The 23,307-nt window shown below is 60.4% G+C and carries 19 protein-coding genes and 1 pseudogene; 4 read left to right on the plus strand and 16 right to left on the minus strand.

What is annotated here, in order from left to right:
- Positions 1–3: 3 nt before the first annotated feature.
- From CFBP5499_RS27005 to CFBP5499_RS27045, 9 genes and pseudogenes are all read right to left on the minus strand, one after another.
- Positions 4–467: pseudogene (locus CFBP5499_RS27005) on the minus strand (zincin-like metallopeptidase domain-containing protein); the annotation flags it as partial.
- Complete coding sequence (locus CFBP5499_RS27010; protein WP_080830288.1) at positions 451–1,743, minus strand: NAD(P)/FAD-dependent oxidoreductase; 1,293 nt, start codon at positions 1,741–1,743, stop codon at positions 451–453. The gene CFBP5499_RS27010 and the pseudogene CFBP5499_RS27005, both read right to left, overlap by 17 nt.
- Positions 1,740–2,387, minus strand: coding sequence for a VOC family protein (locus CFBP5499_RS27015; RefSeq protein WP_233284266.1), 648 nt, complete (start codon positions 2,385–2,387; stop codon positions 1,740–1,742). The genes CFBP5499_RS27010 and CFBP5499_RS27015 overlap by 4 nt, the downstream gene beginning before the upstream one ends.
- Positions 2,387–3,184 carry an ABC transporter permease gene (locus CFBP5499_RS27020; protein WP_080830290.1) on the minus strand — a complete coding sequence of 266 codons (798 nt, stop codon included), beginning with the start codon at positions 3,182–3,184 and terminating at the stop codon, positions 2,387–2,389. Before CFBP5499_RS27020 ends, CFBP5499_RS27015 begins: the two co-directional genes overlap by 1 nt.
- A gap of 11 nt (positions 3,185–3,195) precedes the next feature.
- Complete coding sequence (locus tag CFBP5499_RS27025; protein ID WP_233284267.1) at positions 3,196–3,951, minus strand: ABC transporter permease; 756 nt, start codon at positions 3,949–3,951, stop codon at positions 3,196–3,198.
- Between the two features lie 157 nt (positions 3,952–4,108).
- On the minus strand, positions 4,109–5,158 hold the full coding sequence (locus CFBP5499_RS27030) for an extracellular solute-binding protein (protein ID WP_080830292.1): 1,050 nt from the start codon (positions 5,156–5,158) through the stop codon (positions 4,109–4,111).
- A 52-nt stretch (positions 5,159–5,210) separates the two neighbouring features.
- A complete protein-coding gene (locus CFBP5499_RS27035; RefSeq protein WP_080830293.1) occupies positions 5,211–7,190 on the minus strand; it encodes a hydantoinase B/oxoprolinase family protein in 1,980 nt (659 codons plus the stop codon).
- On the minus strand, positions 7,187–9,247 hold the full coding sequence (locus CFBP5499_RS27040; RefSeq protein ID WP_080830604.1) for a hydantoinase/oxoprolinase family protein: 2,061 nt from the start codon (positions 9,245–9,247) through the stop codon (positions 7,187–7,189). The genes CFBP5499_RS27035 and CFBP5499_RS27040 overlap by 4 nt, the downstream gene beginning before the upstream one ends.
- 13 nt (positions 9,248–9,260) lie before the next feature.
- Entirely contained in the window at positions 9,261–10,343 is a 1,083-nt protein-coding gene (locus CFBP5499_RS27045; RefSeq protein WP_130932590.1) for an ABC transporter ATP-binding protein, read from the minus strand.
- Between the two features lie 212 nt (positions 10,344–10,555).
- Between CFBP5499_RS27045 and CFBP5499_RS27050 the strand changes: the two genes are divergently transcribed.
- A complete protein-coding gene (locus CFBP5499_RS27050; protein WP_233284268.1) occupies positions 10,556–11,581 on the plus strand; it encodes a LacI family DNA-binding transcriptional regulator in 1,026 nt (341 codons plus the stop codon).
- Positions 11,582–11,666: 85 nt separating this feature from the next.
- Positions 11,667–13,184, plus strand: coding sequence for a M81 family metallopeptidase (locus CFBP5499_RS27055; RefSeq protein WP_080830295.1), 1,518 nt, complete (start codon positions 11,667–11,669; stop codon positions 13,182–13,184).
- A 17-nt stretch (positions 13,185–13,201) separates the two neighbouring features.
- On the opposite strand, the gene CFBP5499_RS27060 is transcribed toward CFBP5499_RS27055, so the two are convergent.
- From CFBP5499_RS27060 to CFBP5499_RS27090, 7 genes are all read right to left on the minus strand, one after another.
- Positions 13,202–14,179, minus strand: coding sequence for an ABC transporter ATP-binding protein (locus tag CFBP5499_RS27060; protein WP_080830296.1), 978 nt, complete (start codon positions 14,177–14,179; stop codon positions 13,202–13,204).
- The gene (locus CFBP5499_RS27065) at positions 14,179–15,150 is read right to left on the minus strand and encodes an ABC transporter ATP-binding protein (protein WP_080830297.1); all 972 of its coding nucleotides are present in this window, start codon (positions 15,148–15,150) and stop codon (positions 14,179–14,181) included. The genes CFBP5499_RS27060 and CFBP5499_RS27065 overlap by 1 nt, the downstream gene beginning before the upstream one ends.
- Positions 15,151–15,192: 42 nt before the next feature.
- Positions 15,193–15,981 (minus strand): SDR family NAD(P)-dependent oxidoreductase, encoded by a 789-nt coding sequence (locus CFBP5499_RS27070; protein ID WP_080830298.1) that lies wholly within the window; start codon positions 15,979–15,981, stop codon positions 15,193–15,195.
- 9 nt (positions 15,982–15,990) lie between these two features.
- Positions 15,991–16,827 (minus strand): ABC transporter permease, encoded by an 837-nt coding sequence (locus tag CFBP5499_RS27075; RefSeq protein WP_130932603.1) that lies wholly within the window; start codon positions 16,825–16,827, stop codon positions 15,991–15,993.
- A 29-nt stretch (positions 16,828–16,856) separates the two neighbouring features.
- Complete coding sequence (locus CFBP5499_RS27080; protein ID WP_080830300.1) at positions 16,857–17,783, minus strand: ABC transporter permease; 927 nt, start codon at positions 17,781–17,783, stop codon at positions 16,857–16,859.
- A 75-nt stretch (positions 17,784–17,858) separates the two neighbouring features.
- Positions 17,859–19,286, minus strand: coding sequence for an ABC transporter substrate-binding protein (locus CFBP5499_RS27085; RefSeq protein WP_233284269.1), 1,428 nt, complete (start codon positions 19,284–19,286; stop codon positions 17,859–17,861).
- An 86-nt stretch (positions 19,287–19,372) separates the two neighbouring features.
- Positions 19,373–20,149 (minus strand): GntR family transcriptional regulator, encoded by a 777-nt coding sequence (locus CFBP5499_RS27090; protein WP_158523302.1) that lies wholly within the window; start codon positions 20,147–20,149, stop codon positions 19,373–19,375.
- Between the two features lie 347 nt (positions 20,150–20,496).
- Here CFBP5499_RS27090 and CFBP5499_RS27095 point away from each other — a divergent pair, with 347 nt between their 5' ends.
- Together CFBP5499_RS27095 and CFBP5499_RS27100 are read left to right on the plus strand one after the other, a co-directional pair.
- Positions 20,497–22,002: an ABC transporter substrate-binding protein gene (locus tag CFBP5499_RS27095; RefSeq protein ID WP_080830303.1), complete on the plus strand. Its 1,506-nt coding sequence runs from the start codon at positions 20,497–20,499 to the stop codon at positions 22,000–22,002.
- A gap of 76 nt (positions 22,003–22,078) precedes the next feature.
- Positions 22,079–23,290: a metal-dependent hydrolase family protein gene (locus tag CFBP5499_RS27100; protein ID WP_199445979.1), complete on the plus strand. Its 1,212-nt coding sequence runs from the start codon at positions 22,079–22,081 to the stop codon at positions 23,288–23,290.
- The last annotated feature ends 17 nt before the right edge of the window (positions 23,291–23,307 follow it).

A 23,307-nucleotide genomic window follows, 5' to 3' on the forward strand; every position in this document is an offset into this window, starting at 1 on the left:
TCGTCAGGCAGCCTCCTGCCCGGCGGTCGCTTCCGGCTGAAGGTCATGTAGATAGGCGACAGCGCGCTGCGCATGCGCCGCCGCATTGAAGATCGCGCGCTTGTCGGACCCGAGGATTTCCGCCCAACTCTTGACATAGGCGGCATGGTCCGGGCGAGGCTCCAGCTCCGGCACGATGCCCAGATCGGCGCACAGCATCGCTGAGCCCAATTCCACGAGCATTTCTTCGAATGCCCTTTCGCGGCGGTCCTTGTGGTATCGGCTGAGATCCCTATTCAGCCGGGCGGGACCGCCTGCCCAATGCAAGGTTTCGTGCGCTCTCGTGGCAACGAAAGAGGCCATGTCGCGAAACTGTTCGGGCCGCGGCAACTGGATGTGGTCGGTTGAGGGAGAATAAAAGGCCTTGTCCCCGCCGTATCGGGCGACAGCCTGGTATTGTCGAAAAAGCGATCAGCGTACCTCCCGCGAATCTTTGTGCCGGTACCAGAACAGCGCCAGCCGGGCGAAACGTGACGAGAGGCCATGAAACGGCAACCTTGATAGTGTCGTCGGCCGCAGTGCGAGTTTGTCATCGGCCATGCCTTCCACCGCGTCCGCCATGACAGGAGCGAGCGCACAGGCGAGCGCCAGACCACGGCCATTGCAGCCGATCCACGCACATAGCCCATCCGCCTGGCGGTGCAGATGCGGCAGTCGGTCTACTGTCATCGCGATACGGCCGGCCCAAAATCTCGACATCGGATTTTTGGGCAACGCCGGAAACATCTCGCGCAACCGTCGCCCGACCATTGCGGGCACGCGCCATGATGCACCCAACTGAACGGCAAGGGCGCCGCCGGAGATAAGGCGTCCTTCCCTGTCCTTCCTGAAATATCGCAGGTCCATCCGCGTGTCGGATGAGGCCTCGTCATTCGGTAAAATAGTGTTGGAAAGCGGCCCTAGCGGCTCCGTCGCCGCCTGGTAGGACGTGACCGGAACAATGGACGTTCGCAGTTCCGGCCAAAGTTTGCCAGTATAGGCAGCGGTGGTCATGACGACTTTCGCAGCCGACACGGAACCGGCAGGCGTTTTTACGCTCCATTGTCCAGCGCTTCGTGAAAGCTCGATTGCCGGACTGTCTTCGAAGACGAGAACGCCGTCCTCCGCCGCTGCGCGGGCGAGTCCGACCGTGAATGCATAGGGATTGACGTGGCCGCCGCCCCGATGTTCCCAGCCGCCCGCATAGACGTCCGTCCCCAAACGCCCGGCGATCTCTCGACAGTCGAGCGCCGCCGTGGGGGCGCCGACGGCGGCCCACTGGGCCGCCATACTCGCCACCCGTTTGGCGCGGCCGGGCGTGTGGGCCGGTTGCAGCCAGCCGTTGCGCCGCGCATCGCAATCGATCTGGTATCGGTCAATCAAATCGTAGAGCCGGTCGGCAGCACCCTTGACGAGATCGATGAAAAGTTCACCGCGTTTGCCCGGCCACAGCTTGGTGATGGCGTCCGGCCCATGGCGCGTCAGTGCGGAAATAACCTGACCGTTCGCCCGCCCCGATGCGCCGTAGCCGACCCTTGCCGCCTCCAGCACCACCACCCTGTGCTGCCGCCGCCGCAATTCGATGGCGGTCGCCAGGCCTGATATGCCTCCGCCGATGACCACAACGTCTGTCTCTAGCGCCTCCTTGAGGGCGGGGGCACGAAATTTCTCCCGTGACAACTCCATCCAGAGGGACGATGGCGTATCCGAAGGCCAGTATGTCATGGCGCAATCACCTCAATAGTTATGTCGCAACTCGATGTCAGGTCGTAGCTGGCCGACCTTGATCCACGCAGCCTCAGACCGGAATTGCCCTGCATCACAGCCACACCCTCCTGCTGCCCAAACCGCCCCAGCCCCTCAACGCTGGGCAGAAAAATCGCCTCGATGGAAGTCACGCTGTTCGGATGTCGAAGCAGTTCTGGTCGCCAAAGCAACTCACGCGTATGGTGCTCGCAGACAAGGCATTGAAAGCCTGGTGTCTCGGAGGGATCGATGCGGATCACCGAGAAGCGCAACTCGCCTTCATTTGTCTGGCGGGAGAAATGCCGCAGCGCTTCCGTCCTTATGCACCTCGCCTTGAAGTCATTGGCCGTTACCTGAATGTTGCTGGTAGAAAAAGCCAGTCCGCCCATGCCCGAGCCGTGCTTGATCGCGCGACGCCATGGCAGGTTTGCGGAGGTTTCCTCAACGACGCCCATCAGCTCGATATATGTCCTGTCGAACATGATACAGCGGTTAGCCGTGCCCATTGCGGCGCTGTGACGGGCCTCCGGCGTCACCACAAAACCGGCCGCTTCAAATGCGGCCCCAGTCGCTGCCAGATCCGCAACGGGAATGATGACGTGATCAATCGGAAGTATCAGCATCAGCCAGCCACCGTCATCTTGTCTATTCCATAGATCCGGTCGACTATCAGCAGCGCAGCGATTGCCATGACGAGCTGCAATGTGCTGAGCGCCGCGATCGTCGGATCGAACTGATGCTCCATATAGCTCAGCATCACCACCGGCAGCGTATTGGTGCTGGAACTGCCGAAAAAATAACTGATCGGCAGATTGTCGAAGGATGTCAGGAACGAGAAGAGCGATCCAGCCATGATGCCTGGCCGTATCAACGGTAGCGTCACGTGCCGGAAGACATTGATCGGGTTGGCCCCGAGAATGGCTGCAGCTTCCTCATGGGCTCGCGGAATGCCCGCATACACGCCGGCGACGGTGCGAATGACATAGGGCAGGCAGACGACCGTGTGGGTGATCACAAGTGCAGTGAAGGAAATGCCGATGCCAAGCCTTGAGAGGAAAAACAGCGAGGCAAAACCTATCACGATCATCGGCATGGAGAGCGGCGACAGCAGGAAGGTCATCACGGCGTTTGCCCAGCCGCTGCGGGCGCGAGCCAGATAGAGGCAAGCGGGAACGCCAAGCAGGCATGACAATATTGTCGCCCCGGTCGCCACCTGAAAACTGACGGTCAGGGCATCGATGAACGGTTGATACACAAAGATGTTGGCGAACCATTTCAGTGACCATCCCGGAATGGGGAAAGACACGTAGCCTGCCGAAGTGAACGAAACCACGACGACCACCAGTATGGGCGCCAGCATGAACATGAAGAATATCATCACAAAAAGGGCGAGGCCCGCACTGATCCAGTCCCGTTTCATTGCAGCCATCCTCACGCCCCCCGACGGCGCACGAGGCGCAGTTGAAAGAAAAGGCAGAACACGGCGATAACGAGGAGGATCGTACTCATGGCGCTCGCCATTCCGAAATCACGGGTCGTATTGAATTGCTGGTAAATCAAAAGCGGTAACGTTTGCAGACCGCCGCCGAGCAGGACAAGGGTCACGAAACTTCCATTCGCGATCATGAATACCAGGATCGCCCCGGTTCCGACGCCATCCAGCGACAGCGGCAGCGTCACCTCGAAGAAGGTTCTCCAGCGACCGGCTCCGAGAATTTTGGCGGATTCTTCCAGCCGCCGGTCAACGGATTGCAGCACGGTCGCAATCGCGAGCACCATGAACGGAACGAGGACATGAACCAGTGCGGCAATCGCAATTTCCGGTGAGTTCGTCAGCCGCAGCGGCGTAGAAATCACTCCTAGCTGATCGACGAGAAAATTGTTGACCAGACCTCGCCGTGCAAACAGAACCTGCCAGCCAAAAGTCCGCATGATGATGGATGTGAGCAGTGGGGCGATCAGTAGGAAAATGATAAGGCCGGCCCAGCGCCCGGCCTTGCGAACGAGAAAATAGGCCACGGGATAACCCACCAAAACGCAGATCAATGTCACCCCGGCGGACAGCAGAATTGTTTGCGCTATCACCTTCAGGTAGAACCCGTCCGTTAGAAGGGCGACATAACGCGAGGCAGTCAGGCGGCCATCACTGCCGATAAGGCTGCGCAAACCGTTGTCGAACAGCGGCAAAACGAAGAAGGCGACGAGGAACAACAGGGCCGGCACTGTCAGAAGCCATGGCTTTGACATAGTTCCCTTCAGTCCTGCGGTGGCGGAGGCGTGCGCTTGCATGGATTATCCGTTCAGCTTGCTGCGGCCACACGGCATGGCCGCAGGGCTTTTTTCCTCAGCGACCGATTTCGCGGTTCCAGCGATCGACCCACTCGTTACGGACAAGCGCGATCTCTTCATAAGGCGGGAACTGGGTATTCTGCCAGGGGGTGATGCGTGGCTTCAGTTTTTCGCTGTAGACCACGTCGGTATTGGTGACGCCGTAGTTCATGACCTCGGCAAACAGTGTCTGGTTCCCGGCATCGAGAACCTCGTTGATATACTGCCAGGCCAGCGGGTTGGCGTTCTTGGGTTTTTGCACGGCCACGCCGTTCAGCGCGCCGCCTTCCTCGGGATTGATGAAGTCTATCCAGGTCGCGCCGCTGTCATAATGGTTCCAGGTGCGGCCGTCGAAATAGATGCCGATATCCGCCTCACCCGAAGACAGGTGATTGAAGAAATCATTCGGCCCGCCCCAGAAGACAAGGTTGTCCTTCATCTTCTCGACCGCCTGGAAGAAAGGTCCAACGTCCTTGGCGCTGCCGCCCAGCGCCTGCGCCAAGGACCAGATCAGCATGATCGGCGTCACCGCGTAACTGATGGACGGTATCGATGCGACGAACTCACCTGCGGATACGCGCTCGACGAATTCCTTGAAGGACTTCGGGGGGGTCTTGATCCTGTCCTTATTGTAGGTGATGCCACTAACGCCGTAGTCGAACAGAGTGCCTTTGCCTTTTACCGAATCTGTCAGCTGTTGCGGTATTTTTGCAAGGTTGGGAAGTTTCTCGACAGTGAAGTCATCGACAAGGTCCACCTTGGCGGCGGTCAGCGCGAGATCCGGCGTCATGATCAAAACATCGACCGGCGGTTTGTTCGGCTCGGCCTCCACCTGCGCCAGCCATTGCGGCGGGCCGCCGAGCGAAACATTTGCTTTCGCCCCGGTTTTTGCCTCGAAAGGCGCGACGAAGCATTTGCGCACCGCCTCCTCCCAGACCCCGCCGAAGGCTGTCACGGTGATTTCGCCGGATTGCGCATTGGCAAGCCGCGGAGAGAGGCCGGTCAGGAGACCCGCACCGATCGCGGCGCCGCCGCCAAGGAATGTCCGTCTCTTTATCGTCGTCATCGAAATTCTCCGAACTATTGGGGCAAGCGCGCCGGCCCCCGGGTTAAGATCGTCACAGTTCACTCACGGCCACTTCAAGTGCGCTTCGGGCAGCCATTTCGGCACCTGCCGCTGCGGCGCCGCGGGGGAAATCTGGCGGCAGCCCCGAGAGGACACGATCGAAGATTTCCTTTCGCCTGCGTTGGCGAACCGCACCGGCAAGCGCCACCAGGACGCTGTTCATCCGGTCCATAAGCTCAGGTGTAAAGACGGCGTCCCAGCGCTCACGCTCCGCCCCCTGCGCGTTGGCTGTGGTGCTTGCAACCAGTGTCGCCCGAAGTAAAAGTGTCGCCTCTTCGTCTACCTCATTGCCGGCAATAACCACGCCGTAGTCGCGGGCGGCGGCTTCAATGGTCACGATGCCGTTCCTGACATCGAGCAGAATGGCCTGCGCATCGCGCTCGGCAGCATGGCCCCAGCCGCCCGCCCCCGGTGTCAGAAAGGTAACGGTGTCACCGGCATTAACGGTGAGCACATCGATCTTGCCGAGGCGGTGCTCGCCTGGCTTTCCCCGGTTGACGATCAGTTCGCCTGCCGCCCCCGGTTTGCCGCCGTTGGAACCCCAGGGCCGGAAGAGAAGGCGTTCCATGCCGCGACCGAGTACATTGCTGTCATCGGTGAGGACACGAAAGGTCAGCTCCATGCCGCAACCGCCGCGCCAGCGCCCTGCCCCGCCCGAATCCGGGCGCAGCGCATAGGCCTCGATTTCTACGCCGAGTTCCGCTTCGACCGTTTCAACCGGGTTGTTGGCGAGGTTGGAAATACCGCTGTCGCGGCCATCCACGCCGTCGCGTCCCGATCGCGCCCCGGTTCCGCCGATCATTGGCTCTATGACCTGAACCCGGCGGCCGCCGCGCCCATCCGGCTCGGCCATGACAACGGGAATGACGGTTCCCGACGAGGCGGCAGGCATCACGTTTGGCAGGGCCTTGCCGAAAGCGCCGTTCAACACATCGTTGACGCGGATTGCCGCCGCATGGCGCACGCCTGTGGCCGCCGGCTCCTGTGGATTGACGAGACTTCCCTCTGGCGCAGTAACTCGCACGGGATGAAGCAGTCCGGCATTGAGTGGTGTGGTCGGGTCAAGCGTGTTGACGAGCGCCAGCACGCGCAGCGTCAGCCAGGCATGCGGCCGTCCGCGTGACGGGATGTTCATTGCAGTGGCGACCTGCGGATCCGTCCCGGAAAAATCGAGATGCACCGTCCCGTCATCAACCGTCGCGGCAAGTGCGATGCGCACAGGCAGACGGGTGGCGGCATCATCGTCAAGGTAATCCGAAAAACCATAGGTGCCATTGGGGACTTTGCGCAGCACGTCGCGAGCCTTTTCGGCGGCGTATGTGATCAGATCCGTCGCGGCGACGGAAACCGCCTGGGCGCCATGCTGGGCGATTGTCTGTTCCAGACGCCGGCGGCCCGCCGCAAGCGCCGCAAGCATGGCGCGGATGTCCCCCATGTTTGCATCCGGCGTGCGGCTGTTCGCATCCAGAAACAGGCGCACCTCCGGTACCATTTCTCCGCGTTTCATGAGCTTAACCGGCGGAATGCGCAGACCTTCCTGGAAAATCTCCGTATTGACCGGCGATATGCTCGACGGGACCCGCCCGCCGACATCGGAGCAATGCACGAAACACCAGCCATAAGCGATGATCTCGCCCTCATGGAAATAGGGCTCGATCATGTGCAGGTCAGGAAGATGCGTAGCAAGTCCTTCCGAACGGTAAGGATCGTTGGTCAGGATGATGTCGCCGGGCTCGAGCTTGCCGACGGCTTTGATCGATGGCAGGCATTCCAGGCCGACAAAGCCGGAGACTCCGATGGAACGTGGATAGGCAAAAAAGCGGCCATCAAGACCCGCGAGTGCACAGGCGAAGTCCGCCGTTTCCTTGACGTAAAGCGTCCGGCCGGTGCGCTGGAGCGTCAGGCACATCTCCTCGCTGACCGCAGCCAGCTTGTTACCGAGAATGGCGAGGGTGACGGAATCGAGCTTCATGACACAAGCCTTTCCAGGTGGAGATTGCCAGCGTCGTCTACGCGGGTTGTCCAGTTCGGCAGGAGGATGGTGGTCGTATCGTCCTGTTCTATGATCGCGGGACCGGAAATACAGTCGCCGGCCCCGAGTGAACTGCGGTCATAGACTGCTGCTGCAAACCATGTTCCCTTGCGAAAGAGCGGCCTTTCTTTCCTGGCCACCGGCCTTCCACCCCCTGTGGCGATGGTCTGTCGCGAAAGCTTGGGCGTTTCCCCAACCACGGCCAGGCGGACTGTTCCCAGCTCGATTTCCGTTGCGGTATCACGGAAGCCGTAGACGTGTTCATGCTGCGCATGGAAGGCGGCCGCAACATCCGTCGCTTCCACGCAATCCTCGCTCAAAGCGATGCGCAGCTCATAGGCCTGCCCGGCATAGCGCATATCAACCGCTCTTTCGATGCGGCGAGCCAGTGTCTGCTCGCCTTCCCGTTCGAGCCAGTCAGAGCCTTCTGCGGCCAGTTCAGCAAAGACTTGCTGAAGCAGCATCGCATTTTGCGATGTCAAAGGACGCCGAAGGCTGCGGACGAAATCGCGGCGAAGGTCTGCTGCGGCAGCACCGAGAGCACAGAACGTGCCTGCCGCCGCAGGTATGATCACGCGCCCGATACCCACCTCCTCGGCAAGCAGATTGGCATGGGTCGGACCGGCCCCGCCGAATGGCACCAGTGCAAAAGTAGCGGGGTCGAGACCCCTTGACGCCAGCGTCTTGTAGAGTTCCGTCGCCATGCCTGCCGTGATGACGGCGAGCGCCCCTTCGGCCGCTTCCGCGGCAATGTTTTCGCCGCCAAGACCGATGCGCTCGCCGATCTCGGCCAGTGCCGCTTCGGCAGCCGCCTTGTCGAGCTTCATGCGGCCGCCGAGAAAACCGTCTGGATCGATATAGCCGAGCGTCAGGTAACAATCGGTCACGGCCGGTTCCAGACCGCCACGTCCGTAGGAGACTGGGCCGGGCACGGCGCCGGCGCTGCGCGGGCCGACTTTCAAGACGCTGTGGCCATCGACCCAGACGATTGATCCGCCGCCTGCCCCAATCGCTGAAACATCGACAACCGGCAAGACGAGCGGCAGGCCGCCAATATCGGTGCGCGTGGCAAGTTCGGCAGAGCCGGCATGGGCGACGGCGATATCGGAGGAAGTGCCGCCCATGTCGAAAGTGATGATCGATGTAACACCCGCTGCATCCGCCAGCCGCGCCGCCGCCATGACACCGGATGCGGGGCCGGACAGGATCGTCTCCACCGGGCGTTCGCGGGCGGAGCCAAGACTGAGCGAGCCGCCGTTCGACGCGGTCACGAGAATCGGGGCAGTGATGCCATCACGCACTAGTCCGACCTTCAAGTCTTTGAAGTAACGCTGCATCAGCGGCTGAATATAGGCATTCAGGCAGGCGACGAGCGTGCGTTCGTATTCGCGTATCTCCGGCCAGATCGCCGCCGCGGACGTGATGCCGAGACCGCCGGACTTTTCCGCAAGCCGGGCCGCAAGGTCGATTTCGACGGATGGATCGGTGTAGCCGTTAAGCAGCACCAGTGCGGCCGCATCGACACCGAGCGCCTGGAGTTCGCCCGCCACGCGGTCGAGTTCGGCCTCGTCCGGCATGGCCGTGACCTTTCCGCCAGACGACAGCCGGGCATCGATCTCAATGATCCGGTAACGCGGCACCAGCGGCTCCTCCTTGCTCGCATGGAAGTCGAATGAGGATGGCATGCGGCTGCGCGCGATCTCCAGTATGTCACGGAAGCCTTTGGTCACCACCAGCGCGATGGTGGCGCCCCGTCGCTGGATGATGGCATTGAGACCGATCGTCGTGCCATGCATGAGGGTTGCGACACCAGAAGCATCAATGCCTGCCTTTTCGAGAAGGGATTTCAGCCCATCGATCAGCGCGCGCGAGGGTTCGTCCGGTGTGGAGGGCTCCTTGTAGTGGACAAGGCTTCCATCCGCCGGATTGGCAAGCACGAAATCGGTGAATGTGCCGCCGACATCGATACCAATGCGTGCGCCGTTTTTTTGCGTCATCGTCATTTCCAAATCATTCGTCGCGGACCGGCACCGCATCCTGCGGGACCCAGCCGAGCGTCAATGTTTCACCAAGGCGGAAGGAAACGGTACCCAGTGGGCCGTCCGCCTGCCTGTAGACAAAGAGATCGCGTCCAAGCGCCGGCACCGCGACCTGATAGGCCGCATAGTTGCCGCGAAAGACGGCGCCCGTCACGCGCCCCTCGAAGTTCGTGCAGGATGTGGCCTCATCCCCCAGCCGCAACCTTTCCGGACGCACTGAAAGAGTGAGGGAACGACCGGGCGTGGCCGGGGCTTCAAGCGCGATGGGCCGGTCGCCGCCATTGCCCGCGACAATCAGGAAGCGGCCATCGGCAGAAACCTTTCCCTCGAAAATGTTGGACGTTCCCAGGAACTCGGCGACGAAACGGCTTTGCGGCCGGTCGTAGATATCAGTCGGAGAACCGATCTGCAGGATCCGCCCGGCGTTCATGACGGCAACCCGGTCCGACATGGACAGGGCCTCCTCCTGATCGTGAGTCACCAGCAAGGTGGTGATGCCCAGACGCTGCTGCATGCTCCTGATCTCGAATTGCATGCTTTCACGCAGGGATTTGTCCAGCGCGCCGAGCGGCTCGTCGAGAAGCAGCACTTTCGGATTGACGACCAGAGACCGGCCGAGGGCTACGCGCTGTTGCTGACCTCCGGAAAGTTGCGCCGGATACATATCCTTGCGTCCCGGCAGTTGAATAAGGTCCAGCATTTCAGCAACGCGACGGTCCTTTTCCGCACGCGCCAGACCGGCCATTTTCAGACCGAAACCGATGTTTTCCGCCACGGTTCGATGCGGAAACAGACTGTAATTCTGGAAGACCATGCCCAGATTGCGCCTGTGCGGCGGAAGGGCGGAAATCTCGTTCCCGCCGATTGTGATGGAGCCGGCATCCGGGTGCTCGAAACCGGCGACCATGCGAAGCGTCGTGGTTTTGCCGCATCCCGACGGCCCCAGCAGCGCAACCAGTTCTCCCGCAGCAACGCGGAGGTCGAGATCGCGCACCGCCACGGTTGCGGCATAGGCTTTTTGCACGCCCGTCAGCACCAGTGTCTCGGCGCTCATATTCGTTCCTGACGTCATCGCCCTGCTTCCCGCGCGACGGCGGTTTTTGAGAAGGGACCGGATGAGCCGACCCTTGCAAAAAAACGATTGCTTTTGTAGCGCTACAATTTAGATAATATCATTCGACGTCAAGAATTGTTTTTGCGATTTATCGGTCGTTTTGAGCATTGGTTTTCCTTGCTCATCGCGGGCCGTTTAAGGCACTTAAACCCATGGCCAAGTCCAACGACGACAAGATTCAAGTCACGATGCAGTCAGTTGCGCAAGCGGCGGGCGTTTCACCGATGACGGTCTCCAACGCGTTCCGTTACCCGACGCGCGTTCAGGATGAGACACGCCGGAAGGTACTGCGCATCGCAGCGCAGATGGGCTATGTGCCGAACCATGCGGCGGGCAATCTTGCTTCTGGGCAAAGCAGGATCATCGGCGCAATCATACCGTCGATCAAAAACTCGAGCTTCTACAAATATGTCCGGGGAATGCAGGACAGGGCCGCGCAGGATGGGTACGAACTCATCCTTAAGCTTGCCGACAGCCTCAGCAGCGAAGGCGCCGCGATACAGACATTTATTGGCTTGCGCGTGGCCGGCATCGCCTTGGTCGGCGATGAACATGACGAAGACGCCTTGACGCTGCTTCGCAAGGCCGGCACCCCGGTCGTGGAATCCTGGGTCCACCAGAAGGCTTTCGACATGGCGGTCGGATATTCGGCCTCTCAGGCGACAGCGGCGATACTGAACCTGCTTTTACAGTCCGGCAGGACGCGGATAGGGTTTGTCGGCTATCAGGGCGCTGCCGCCCATCGTTTCACCGAGCGTCTACCCGCTTTCAAAGAGACGCTCGCGGTACACGGGCTGCGTTCGGACCTGATCTATCTTGCCGATGAAACCGATGGTTTTGGCGCGGGGTCGAAGGCGCTCGACGCTCTCCAGCATCAGGATCCACAGCTTGACGCGCTGCTTTGCCCAACTGACATCATCGCCGCCGGCGTCATCTTCGAGTGCAATCGCCGGCGCTGGCAAGTCCCGGACCGGATCGCTGTGACCGGCTGGGGCGACTACGAAATCGCCTCCGAAATCACGCCTACGCTCACGACCTTGCAGCCGAACACTTACCAGATGGGCCATCAGGCCGTCTCATTGATCATCGGTCGCGTCAGGGGCGAGAACGGCGCAAAAAAGCTCGTCGATACCGGTTTCGAAGTGCTTGTCCGCGATAGCGTCGGAGAAAAGGCGTGAGCGACAAAGCCTTTTTCCAAAAAAGGCGCAACCGGCTCCAGGCTCTTTTCTGGTGCCAAGACAAACCATACGAAAGAGGTTCCCAATGCCCCGCGCCGCCGTGATTCAGCTTTTCCACGAAGCCAATGCCTTCACCCCGGTCAAGGCCAATTATGAGGGTTTCCTGTCCGCCCAGTATTTTCGCGGCGAGGATGTCCGGCGCGAGTTCGGCTATACCAGCAACTGGCTGGGCGGCGTCACGGAAGCGCTGGATGAAGCTGGCTATGAGATATCTTATGGGGTTTGCACGGGCTGTCTGCCGGGTGGGACGCTCAAACGCGAAAGCTACCACCGCCTCGTGGACGACATCATCACGTCGCTTGAAGAAATAGCAGCGAACGGCCCCGTCGATGTGGTGGCGCTGCTTCTGCACGGCGCCCTGCATGTTGAAGGCGTGAAGGAACCGGAAACCGATCTGGCGCGCAAGGTACGTGCAGTGTTCGGCCCAGACATCCGCATCGCCGTTCCACTGGATTTCCACGCCAATGTCGAGCCGAAACTGCCTTTTCTTGTCGATGTGATCATTGGCGGCAAGCTTTATCCGCATGCCGATACCCATGCTCGCGGCAAGAAGATGATGCAGCTGGCGTTGCAGCCGACAGCCTGGCGAACACGCCGTTTCCGCCTGCCGATCGCCGTACCGATGAGCGCCCAGACCAGTGACACCGCGCCTTTTTCCGAACTCGTCGCCATTTCCAACGAGGTGGAGAAACGGCCGGGTCTCGCAGATGTCGTTGTCATGGGCGGGTTTCCTTATGTCGATTCCGACGAAGTGGGCAGTTCCGTCCTCGTGACCGGTACCGATGCCGAAGCCATGCGGCAGGCTTACCGCGACATGGCGGATGCCGTGTGGGAACGCCGCATTGCGGCAATGCGCCGCGCGCCTACGTTTGAGGAGGCGGCTTCAGATATGTTCGCGCACGCCGCGCGGGGCCGCGTGGTTGTCGGCGACGCCGGCGACAATCCCGGTTCTGGCGGGGTCGCCAATCTTGCCGATATCTTTGCGGCGCTTGCCGCGCAGCCGCTGCCTTTCGCAGCGGGCTTCCTGGTCGATGGTGAAGCGGTGCTCGCTGCGCAATCGATCGGCGTCGGCAATCGCGGACGCATATCCATGGGACGCCTGGGCGATGGTCATCCATTGGTTCTGGATGTCGTCGTGGAGCGGGTCGATGAGGTAAGCTATCGCAACGAGGGTCCGAATCTCAACGGCGAGCTTCTGGAAGGCGGGCTTGGCGCCGTGCTGCGGGTCGGCGACGGCGGACATATCGCCATCGTTACCGAACGTATTCAGGCCTATGACACACAGGCCTTCCGCAGCCAGGGGATAAATCTGGAGGAGAAAGCCATTATCCATGTCAAATCCAGCAACCACTTCCGCAGCGCGTTTACCCCGCTCGCGCAAGAGGGTGTTTTCGTGGTTGACAGCGGCGGCTTTGCCTCCACCGATGCCCGGCGCTTTCCCTTCACGCGCCGCGCCACGCGCATCCTCCCGCTTGCCGATCTCGACAGGGCGGAGTGGGATGCGCAAGTTGCCGCCGAGTGCGACATCGCCTTTCGCAACTGATCCTGCGCGCCGCGACGTCAGCCGGCCCGCAGGTGACAGGCTGCAAGCCTGCCTGCGCCGACCGGCCGCAGCGGCGGGTGGCTTTCCCGGCAGATATCTTCCGCCAGGGGACAGCGGGTCACGAATTTGCAGCCTTTCGGCGGATTGGCCGGGCTTGGAAGATCGCCCTTCAGCACGATGCGTTGGCGACCGCGCTGCGCGATCGGGTCCGGCAGCGGCACGGCGGAGAGCAACGCCTCGGTATAGGGATGGACCGGGCGCGAAAACACGTCCTCGGTCGGCCCGGTTTCAACAAGATGGCCGAGATACATGACCGCCACACGATCGGCGAAGTGGCGCACCACCGAGAGGTCATGGCTGATGAACAGGTAGGAAAGGCCGAATTTTCGCTGTAGCTCAAGCAGCAGGTTGAGTATTTGCGAACGGATCGACACGTCGAGAGCAGACACCGGCTCATCAAGGATCATCAGTTTGGGATTGAGCGCCAGAGCGCGGGCGATGACGATACGCTGGCGCTGTCCGCCAGAAAACGCGTTGGGTTTGCGCATGGCATGGCCGGCATGCAGGCCGACAAGGCTGAGAAGCTCCGCCACGCGGTCCCGGCGCTCCGCCGCGGTTCCCACGCCGTGAATGGCCAACGGCTCACCGATGCTTTCACCGACTGTGAGTTTCGGGTTGAGAGCGGATACCGGATCCTGAAAAACGATCTGCATGTCCCGCGACAGCGTTTTGCGCGCCTGCGCGTCACCGTAAACGATGGGCTGGCCGTCGAAACGGACGGAACCGCCGGTCGATCTGGTCGTGCCCAGCAAGGCGGCGCCGAGCGTAGATTTGCCGCAACCGGACTCGCCAACCAGGGCAACGCTTTCGCCCCTGCCGATACTGAGATCGACGCCATCGACAGCCTTCACGAAGCCGATGGGCCTTCCAAGCAGCCCGCCACGGATTGGATAATGAACTTTCAGGCCTTCAACGGTCAGCAACGTGTCGCTCATCAAATTCCTCCGACCAGTTCGGAACGCCAACAGGCCGCCTGGCCGCCATCCGGACGCGGGACGAGCGGCGGCAATAGCTGGCGGCATTTTTCTTCGGCAAGCGGACAGCGCGGACTGAAACGACAGCCTGCAGGCCAGTGCCCTATATCCGGGACAAGACCCTCGATCGTCGGCAGTTCCGTCTTCGGCATTCCGTCGAGGCGCGGAATCGTCTTCAAAAGCAGCCGGGTGTAGGGATGCTCCTGGTTTGAAAAAATCCCCTCAACCGGCGCTGTCTCTATAACGCGGCCGGCATACATCACCGCCACGCGGTCCGCCATGTCCGCCACCACGCCCATATCATGCGTGATGAGCAGGATTGCGGTGCCGGTTTCGTCACGCAGGCGCTTCATCAATTCAAGAATCTGCGCCTGAATGGTCACGTCCAGCGCCGTTGTCGGTTCATCCGCGATCAGCAGGCGCGGGCGACAGATCAACGCCATCGCAATCATCGCGCGCTGGCACATGCCGCCGGAAAGTTCGAATGGATATTGGCCCGCGCGTATCTGCGGCTCGGGAATACCGACCTCTTCCAGCATTTCGATTGCGGCGCGCCTGGCCGACCGGGCGTCGAGGTGACGATGGACGATCAGACCTTCTTCGATCTGTCGGCCGATCTTCATCAGCGGGTTGAGCGAGGCAACCGGCTCCTGGAAAATCATGGCGATCTCTTGACCCCTCAGACCCCGCCGCTCGCCTTCGGAAAGCGCCGATAGATTCCGGTCGCCAAGACGGACCTGGCCGCCAGTGATGCGGGCGACCTTCGGCAGCAGTCCCATGACGGAAAAGGCAGTCATTGACTTGCCGCATCCGGACTCGCCCACCAGCGACAGAATTTCGCCCTGGCGGACCTCGAAGCTGACGCCATCGACCACCGGCTCACCGCCGATGGATACCCTGAGATCCTCTACCGAAAGAACGGAGGCGGTCATGCCGCTACCTGCACAAAAACAAGCCGATATTCTGCCATCGTGTCAGAGCGCTTTCTTCTTTGCCTGGAAGACAACCTGCGAGCCGATCGAGTTACCGCCATCGACCGTCAGCGTTGCGCCGGTGACGTAGGATCCCGCCTCTGAGGTGACATAGAGAACGGCTGCGGCCACATCCTGCGCCGAGGACGCACGGCCGAGGGGAATGGCGGCGGTGACGTTGGACACATGCTCCTCGGTAAGCGTGCTGACATCGCTGCCCGCTGCAAACCCCGGCTCCACCGCATTGACGCGAATGCCGTATTCCGCAAGCTCCAGCGCAAAGCCTTTGGTCAATCGGTCGAGCGCGGTCTTGGACGTGCAATAGGGAACGACTGTACTGCGCATCTTGCGGGCAGCACCGGACGAGATGTTGACGATGGAGCCGCCCTTGCCGCCGGCAACCATCTGCCTGGCGAAGAGCTGCGAGAGGATGAATGGCGCGCGCAGATTGATGTCGAACATCGCATCCCAGTCATCCACCGATATATCGAGAAGGAAGCCGGACGGATAAATCCCGGCATTGTTGACGAGGATATCGGGCGCACCCCATTCCGCTTCCACGAAGGCGGCGAAGGCGGACAATGAAGCCGCATCCGTCAATTCCGCCGCAAAGGTCAGATGGCCGCTGCCGGGCAGTTGCGCCTTGCGGCTCTCGATACGATCCACGGCGCGATCCGTAAGACAGACCTGCGCACCCTCAGCCGCAAATGCATTCGCGATCCAGCCGCCGATGATGCCGCCTGCACCGGTCAACACGACTTTCTTGCCTTTGAACTCTTGATCGAAATTCATGACGTAATCCTATCTTCCGCGCGGATCTAGCCGGTCGCGGACGTTGTCGCCGATCAGGTTGATGGAAAGGACGAGGAGAAAGAGCGCCAGCCCCGGGAAGGTGGCGATCCACCATGCGGTGCCGACATAGTTTCGGCCGGTGGAAAGCATGGCGCCCCAGCTTGCGGTTGGCGGCTGTACGCCAAGACCGAGGAAGGACAACCCCGCCTCGAACAGCACCATCAGTCCGAATTCGAGCGTGGCGACGACGATCAGGCCACCGGCGATATTGGGAAGAATGTGCCGCCTAAGCAGACGGAACCAGCCCGCACCCATGAAACGCGACAGCCGGACATAGGGCATATTGGCGACCGACAGCGTCTGGCCGTAGGCAACGCGGGCATAACGGGGCCAGCGGGTAAGCGCGAGCACGATGACCACATTGGTCAGGCTCGCCCCCATGACCGCGACCGTGATGATGGCAAGCAGAATGGCCGGCACCGACAGCACGATATCGACAATCCGCATGATGATGGTTTCGACCCACCCGCGATAGAAAGCAGCCACCATACCGAGCACGCTTCCGAAAATGCCTGACAGGATGACGGACGCGAACGCGACCAGCAGCGATATCCGCGCCCCATAGATGAGCCGGCTGAACACGTCGCGACCGAGTTCGTCCGTTCCGAGCAGATAGGTAATGCCCCGGCTCTGGAAACCCGGTGGCTTCAGCCGCGCCAGGAGGTTCTGACTGTTAGGATCGGCAGGCGAAACGAGCGGAGCGAGGACCGCAATCAGCACCAGACAGAGCAGGATCGCGAAAAACGGCAGCACGTTCCAGGACCACCGGTCAGACCGGCGCGCCATCGGCTTTGGAGCGGATACGGCGCCGGCCATCATGCGTTCCCTTCGATGCGGATGCGCGGATCGATCAGGCTATAGAGAAGATCGGCCACCAGGTTCAAAAGTATGGCGGTTATGGCGCCGAGAAGGACGATGCCCTGAACCAGCATGAAGTCGCGGGCGCTGATCGCCTGTACCGTCAGCTGTCCGAGGCCCGGCCAGGCGAACACCGTCTCAACGATGACAGCTCCGGCCAGAAGGTTGGCTATTTCGAGCGCGGTCACCGTCACCACGGGGATCGCCGCGTTGCGTAGCAGGTGACGCGTCACGATGCGCATCATCGGCAGGCCCTTGGCATAGCCGGTGCGCACATAATCCTTTTCCAGTTCGTCCAGCACGGCGGTACGCGCAACGCGCGCAAAAGTGGCCATGGAAAGCAGGCCAAGGGCCAGCGACGGCATGATCAGGCTGGCCCAGTCACGCGCGCCGGAGGGCGGAAGCCAGCCGAGCCAGACAGCGAAGACCATGATCATAAGGATGGCGCTCCAGAAGGTCGGCATCGACTGTCCGGCCAGCACCACGCCCATCATCGCCTTGGCCTCGATTTTGCCCCGACGCACCGCCATGGCGACGCCCAGCGGGATGCCAAGGCCGAATGCGACCAGAAGCGCACCGCCGGCCAGCATCAGCGTATAGGGCAGGCGGCTGGCGATCAGCGTCCAGACCGGCACGTTCTGAACGTAGGAGCGACCGAGATCGAACGACATCAAAGCGCTCAGATACTCGATATACTGCACCATCAAAGGCCGGTCGAAACCAAGTGCAACCCGCATGGTGTCGATATCGGCCTGGGTGGCGTTCTGCGGCACCAGCAGCAGAACGGGATCCCCTGCGAGGCGCTGCAGGAAGAAGATCAAGGTCATGACGCCCAGAATGGCGATGAACGCCTGCAAAGCGCGCTTGAGGAAGAAAGCTGGCACCGGTGCTGTTCCGTCTGTTATTGGTTGCCGCAGGGTCTGACCACATCCGGCTGGACCCTGCAGAGCGGCTAGGAATTAGTCTTTCCAGTTCATGCGGTTGAGGAAGAGGCTCTCATTGGCGGTCGGCTGCCACTGAAGGCCCTTGGCCGCTCCGTAGATAATGGCGGCCTGATAGACCGGCACCAGCGGCACGTCGGTCGCAACCCATTCGGCAACAGCCTTGTAATCGCTCAGCCGCTGTTTCTCATTGAGGGTATTGCGGGCATTTTCGAGCAGCTTGTCGATCTGCGGGTTCCTGACCGACGACCATGAGCTGGAGGAATGCAGCAGCGGGAACAACACCCCGTCCACATCCTGGCAGGCGCAGGACCAGCGGCCGAAAGCGATGGAGGGCTGCGCGGCCGGCGCGCTTTGAACACGCTTGAGATAGGTGGCCATATCGGTCATCTCGATATTGACGGAAAGGCCCGTCTCGCCCACCATCTGCGCAATTGCCTGCACGACGCGTTGATCGAAAGATGGCGCAGTGGCGAAAGCGACCGCCTTGCCCGTGGCTCCGGCTTCACTGACCAGCCGCTTGGCCTCCGCCAGATCATAGGGATAACCCTCGATACCGTCGGCATACCCGAAATGCGCTGAAGTCGCCATTTGCGCCACCGGCTTATCGACGCCGCCGAGCAGCCCGTCGACGATGCCTTGCTTGTCGATCGCCCTGGCGACGGCTTCGCGTACCCGCTTGTCGTCGAAAGGCGGGACATTGGGGTTGAGCTTCACATAGGCGACGCGCTCGGTCCGAACGGAAAGCGACTTGGCATTGGCGGAACCATCCAGCTGCCCGGCAAGATCGACATCGAGCCCGACGGCGAGATCGGTGGTTCCCGCTTGCAGGTTGGCGATACGGGTGGCGGCATCCGGCACGGCGCGGAATTCAGCGGCAGCGAAAGCACCCTTGTCGCCCCAGTAGTCGTCATTGCGCTCCAGCGCCACCGAAACGCCCTTCGCCCAGGCTTTGAACCTGTAGGGTCCCGAGCCGGCAGGCGCTGCGTTGAAGGCATCATCCCCCTTTTCCACGACCACATGCTGCGGCACGATGGACAGCTTGACCAGTTGCGGCAAAAGCGCGGGATAGGCGCCATCCGTCTTCAGGGTCACCTCATTGTCGCCGGTGGCTTCGGCGCTGACGATCTTGTTGAACTGGCCGAGCTGCGGGCTCGCGAATTTCGGGTCGATGATACGCTTGACGCTGAAAACAACATCGGCGGCGGTCAAAGCCTTACCGTCGTGAAACTTCACATCGTTGCGAATTTTGAAGACGATTTCGGTATCGGATTTATAAGTCCATTCCGTCGCGATCTGCGGCACGATCTTGCCCGCATCATCGCGGGTGACGAGGTTGTCGAAGATGTTTCGATAAACGTAATAGCTGTCCGGGTTCCACTGCTTGTGCGGATCGAGCGAGGAAGGCTCGTTCACGAGATCGACAATCAGCTGGTCTTTGGCCATCGAAGGCGTGACCGCGAGCGGAGCGCATGCAAGAAGCAGCGCCATGGCAGAGAAACGAAGAGAGCAGCTAAAATTCATGATCCTCATCAAATCCTTGTTCTGTCGATTGAATCCTTGGGTCGCTTGACACGACCCGGCTTGTCCTTGGCGACAGTGCGGCGGTTACCCCTGCCCCCCACCACCGCTTCCGATTCCAGAAAGCGATCAAAAAGATAGGTCTCGAGCGACGTGTTGGCGGCGGCCAGATGCTCCAGCGCTTCAGCCTTTCGACCGTCGATTATCGCATGCACCAGCTGCGACCTGCCGGCAGGAACCAGCCGAACCCGGCCGGTCTTTTCGAAGAAATTGACCAGACGGACAGACCTGTCCCACAAATCCACCAGCCAGCCGGCGACGATGGGCATACCCAGCCGCTCCGCCAGCAGCTCCAGTATCTCGCGCTCGCAACGGCGGATCGTCGGCAGAATGTCGTCGTTCATGTCGCCGCGCTGCGTCAGCGCCAGATGTGTGTCCGCCAGCATTACCAGCCTCTGGAGCGCAACCTCATCCAGCAGAACGGACGAGAGCAGAGGCTCCAGATGCCGCCGCGCCGCGCTCAGCTCGCGGATTTCGGACGCCGAGATCGGCATTACAGCCCAGCCGCTGCGCGCGGAAGAGGAAACAAGTCCCGCGCTTTTGAGCCTTGCCAGCGCAGCTCGCACGGCGCCGCGCCCCAGCGCGAACTCCTCCACCAGGGCAACTTCCGACAGCCTCTCGCCCGGCTCCATAACGCAGTTCACGATCGCACTTCGCAACGCCCTTTCCGCCAGTTCACCCTTGCCGCTGGCGGCAGGTGAGAGGGCGAACGAACTTCTATCCAACATATTTGACCTCTCAGATTTTAATCTTTGCATCTCTTAAAGCCGAGGCAAAGAACGGTTTTTCTTTTCGCAAGCCGGAATTTGCAGAAAATATCTCACAATTAGGTCGCCGACGAAACGAAAAAATTGGACCTTCAAATCTTTGATAAGAAACAGTTTTCATTTTATCTCAAAAATCAGAAATTACTTTTTCCTTATGTTCGTAGATTTGGAAAACTCCATGATTGCCGAAATGCCGACAGCATGGCAACATCGGATTATTGCAATTCAAATATAAAAACTAAGATGTCAGATTAGAAGTTATGTCTTTCCGTTTACAGGAGCGGAAAACGACGGACAGGAGAGGGATTATGCGACTGAAAAACATTCTGGCTGCAGCATTGCTGGCCGCGACATCGCTCGCCGCGGCAGTCCTGCCGGTCGGCGCGAAGGATCTGCTGGTTGTCGATTTCATTGCGGAACCGAGTTCGCTCGATCCGCACGTTCAATGGAATACGGACAGCTTCAACGTCTACCGCAATATTTTCGACAATCTGCTCACGCGTGACGACAAGGGTGAAATCGCCCCGCAGATCGCAACCGAGTGGAAATATCTGTCGGACACGGAAATCGAGTTCAAAATCCGCAGCGATGTGAAGTTCCATGACGGCAAGCAACTGACGGCTGAAGACGTCGCTTTCAGCATCAAGCGTATCACCGATCCGAAATTCGCAAGCCCGCAGATCGGGCAGTTCAACCAGATCACCGATGCAGTCGCCAAGGACCCGACGACGCTGATCGTGACCACGAAAGGCCCCTACCCGGTTCTTCTGGCGCAGCTGACGAAGCTGTCGATCGTGCCGAAACATGTGGTCGAAGCCGTTTCGAAGGACGAGTTCAACCTGAAGCCAGTTGGCAGCGGTCCGTACAAGTTCGAAGCCTGGAACCGCGGCGTGGAAGTCTTAGTCGATCGTAACGACGATTACTGGGGCAACAAGGGAGCCTTTCCGAAAGTCGCTTTCCGCGCCGTTCCGGACGGATCGACACGGATCGCCAACCTGCAATCCGGCGCATCGGATCTCGCCAGCAACCTCAACAACGACCTTGCCGACCAATTGACGGCATCTGGGCAGGGGAAGGTTCTGCCGGTCCGGGGCGAACGCCTTGCTTTCTACAGTCTAAATATCAACAAGCCTCCCCTGAACGACAAGCGCATACGCCAGGCGATCGCCCATGCTATCGACAAGCAGGGCATCGTCGATGGCATTCTGGGTGGTTTTGATGTGCCTCTGTCGCAGCTGACGTCGCCGGTTTCGTTCGGTTACAGCGAAGGCATCACACCGCCCGAATTCAGTCCGGAGAAGGCCAAAGCCCTGATCGCGGAAGTCGGCGATGCGGCAAAGACGGAATTCAGCCTCTTTACCACCCCGACCTACGACCAGCGCGTGGTTCAGGCAATCCAGCAGATGCTTGCAGATGTAGGACTGAATGTGAAAATCGAGACGACCGACATGGGCAACTGGATGCAGCAGATGCAGTCCGGTGGCGCAACCATACCCGCCAGCGCATTCGGCCGCTGGAGCTGCGGTTGCCAGGATGCAGACGGTACGCTTTATTCCCTGCTTCACTCCTCCAGCAGCTGGTCCACCATCAAGGACGAGCGCATCGACAAGGCTCTCGATGAAGCGCGCACGACCATCGATCCAGCAAAGCGCCTTGAGCTCTACAAGACGGTCCATCAGATCGTTGCGAACGAGAATTACATCATCCCGCTTTACCAGGCTTCGGTCATCTATGGGGCAGCGAAAAATGTCGAGTTCTCGCCGCTACCGAACGAAAATCTCTTTCTGAACCGCATCGGCTGGTCGCAGAACTAAAGGCATTTTGTCAAATTCAACCGGGCGGTTCACCGCCCGGTTTTATCATTGATAGCAGGCATGGAAGGACCGGACCTTGATCACCATTCTCGAAAACACCAACGTTGTTGACGTCGTCACCGGAAACATTCTTGCCGACAGGCATGTCGTGATCGAAGATGGCATGATCGTTGATCTTGCTGACGGCACAGTGCCGGAGCTCGAGGCAAGGCGGATCAAGGTAGATGGCGGCTTCGTTATTCCCGGTCTGATCGACGCTCACGTCCATGTCACCGCCTACACTGCCAATCTTGGCGAACTGCCCAAGCAGTCGCCAATGTACGTGGCGGCGCAATCCGCCCGGATTTTGAAAGGCATGCTGCAGCGCGGCTTCACCACGGTGCGCGACGTCGGCGGCGCCGATTTTGGCTTGGCGCGGGCGGTCGAGGAGGGGCTGATTGAAGGCCCCCGCATTCTTTATGGCGGCAAGGCGCTTTCGCCAAGCGGCGGGCATGGGGATCACCGCGGACCGGGCGTTGATGTCACGGACGAAACCTATTCCCAGGTCAGCCTTGGCCGCCGCTGCGATGGCGTCGAGCAGGTTCGTCTGGCGGCACGCGACGAAATCCGTCGCGGCGCTCATCACATCAAGATCATGGCCAATGGCGGCATATCCTCTCCAACGGACCGCATCACCTCCGACCAGTTTTCCGAGGCCGAGATCGCCGCAATCGTGGATGAGGCGTCGATGGCCGATCTCTATGTCGTTTCACATACCTACACCGCACGTTCGGTGGCACGAGCCGTGCGAAACGGGGTTCGCTCGATAGAGCACGGCAACCTGCTCGACCAGGAGACGGTCCAACTGATGAAGGAGGCGGGCAGTTTCCTCACGCCGACGCTGTCCTGTTTCCGCGCTCTTTCCGAGGTGGGAGCCGAAAGCGGTTTTCCCCGTGACAGGATGGACAAGATCAGGGTCGTTCTGGACGCCGGCATTCACGCGGTCGAAATGGCCTATCGCGCCGGTGTCCCCATGGCCTACGGCACGGATCTCATCGGTCCGATGCACACGCGTCAGCTCGATGAGTTCAAGCTTCGTGCAGACGTCGTGCCGCCGCTCGATCTGCTGCGCGCTGCGACCAGCACGGCGGCGGAGCTCGTCAGGCTGGAAAAGGAGATTGGCCAGGTGGCGACCGGTTTCCGTGCCGATCTCGTCGTGCTCGACGCCAATCCACTTGACAAAGGTATCCTGGAGGATTTCTCGACGCATCGAAGACACGTTTTGAAACAAGGCGTTGTTTGCAACTGAAAAGCTGGGGAAAAGCG

It is taken from the genome of Agrobacterium tumefaciens (genome assembly GCF_005221325.1).
Lineage (GTDB): Bacteria > Pseudomonadota > Alphaproteobacteria > Rhizobiales > Rhizobiaceae > Agrobacterium.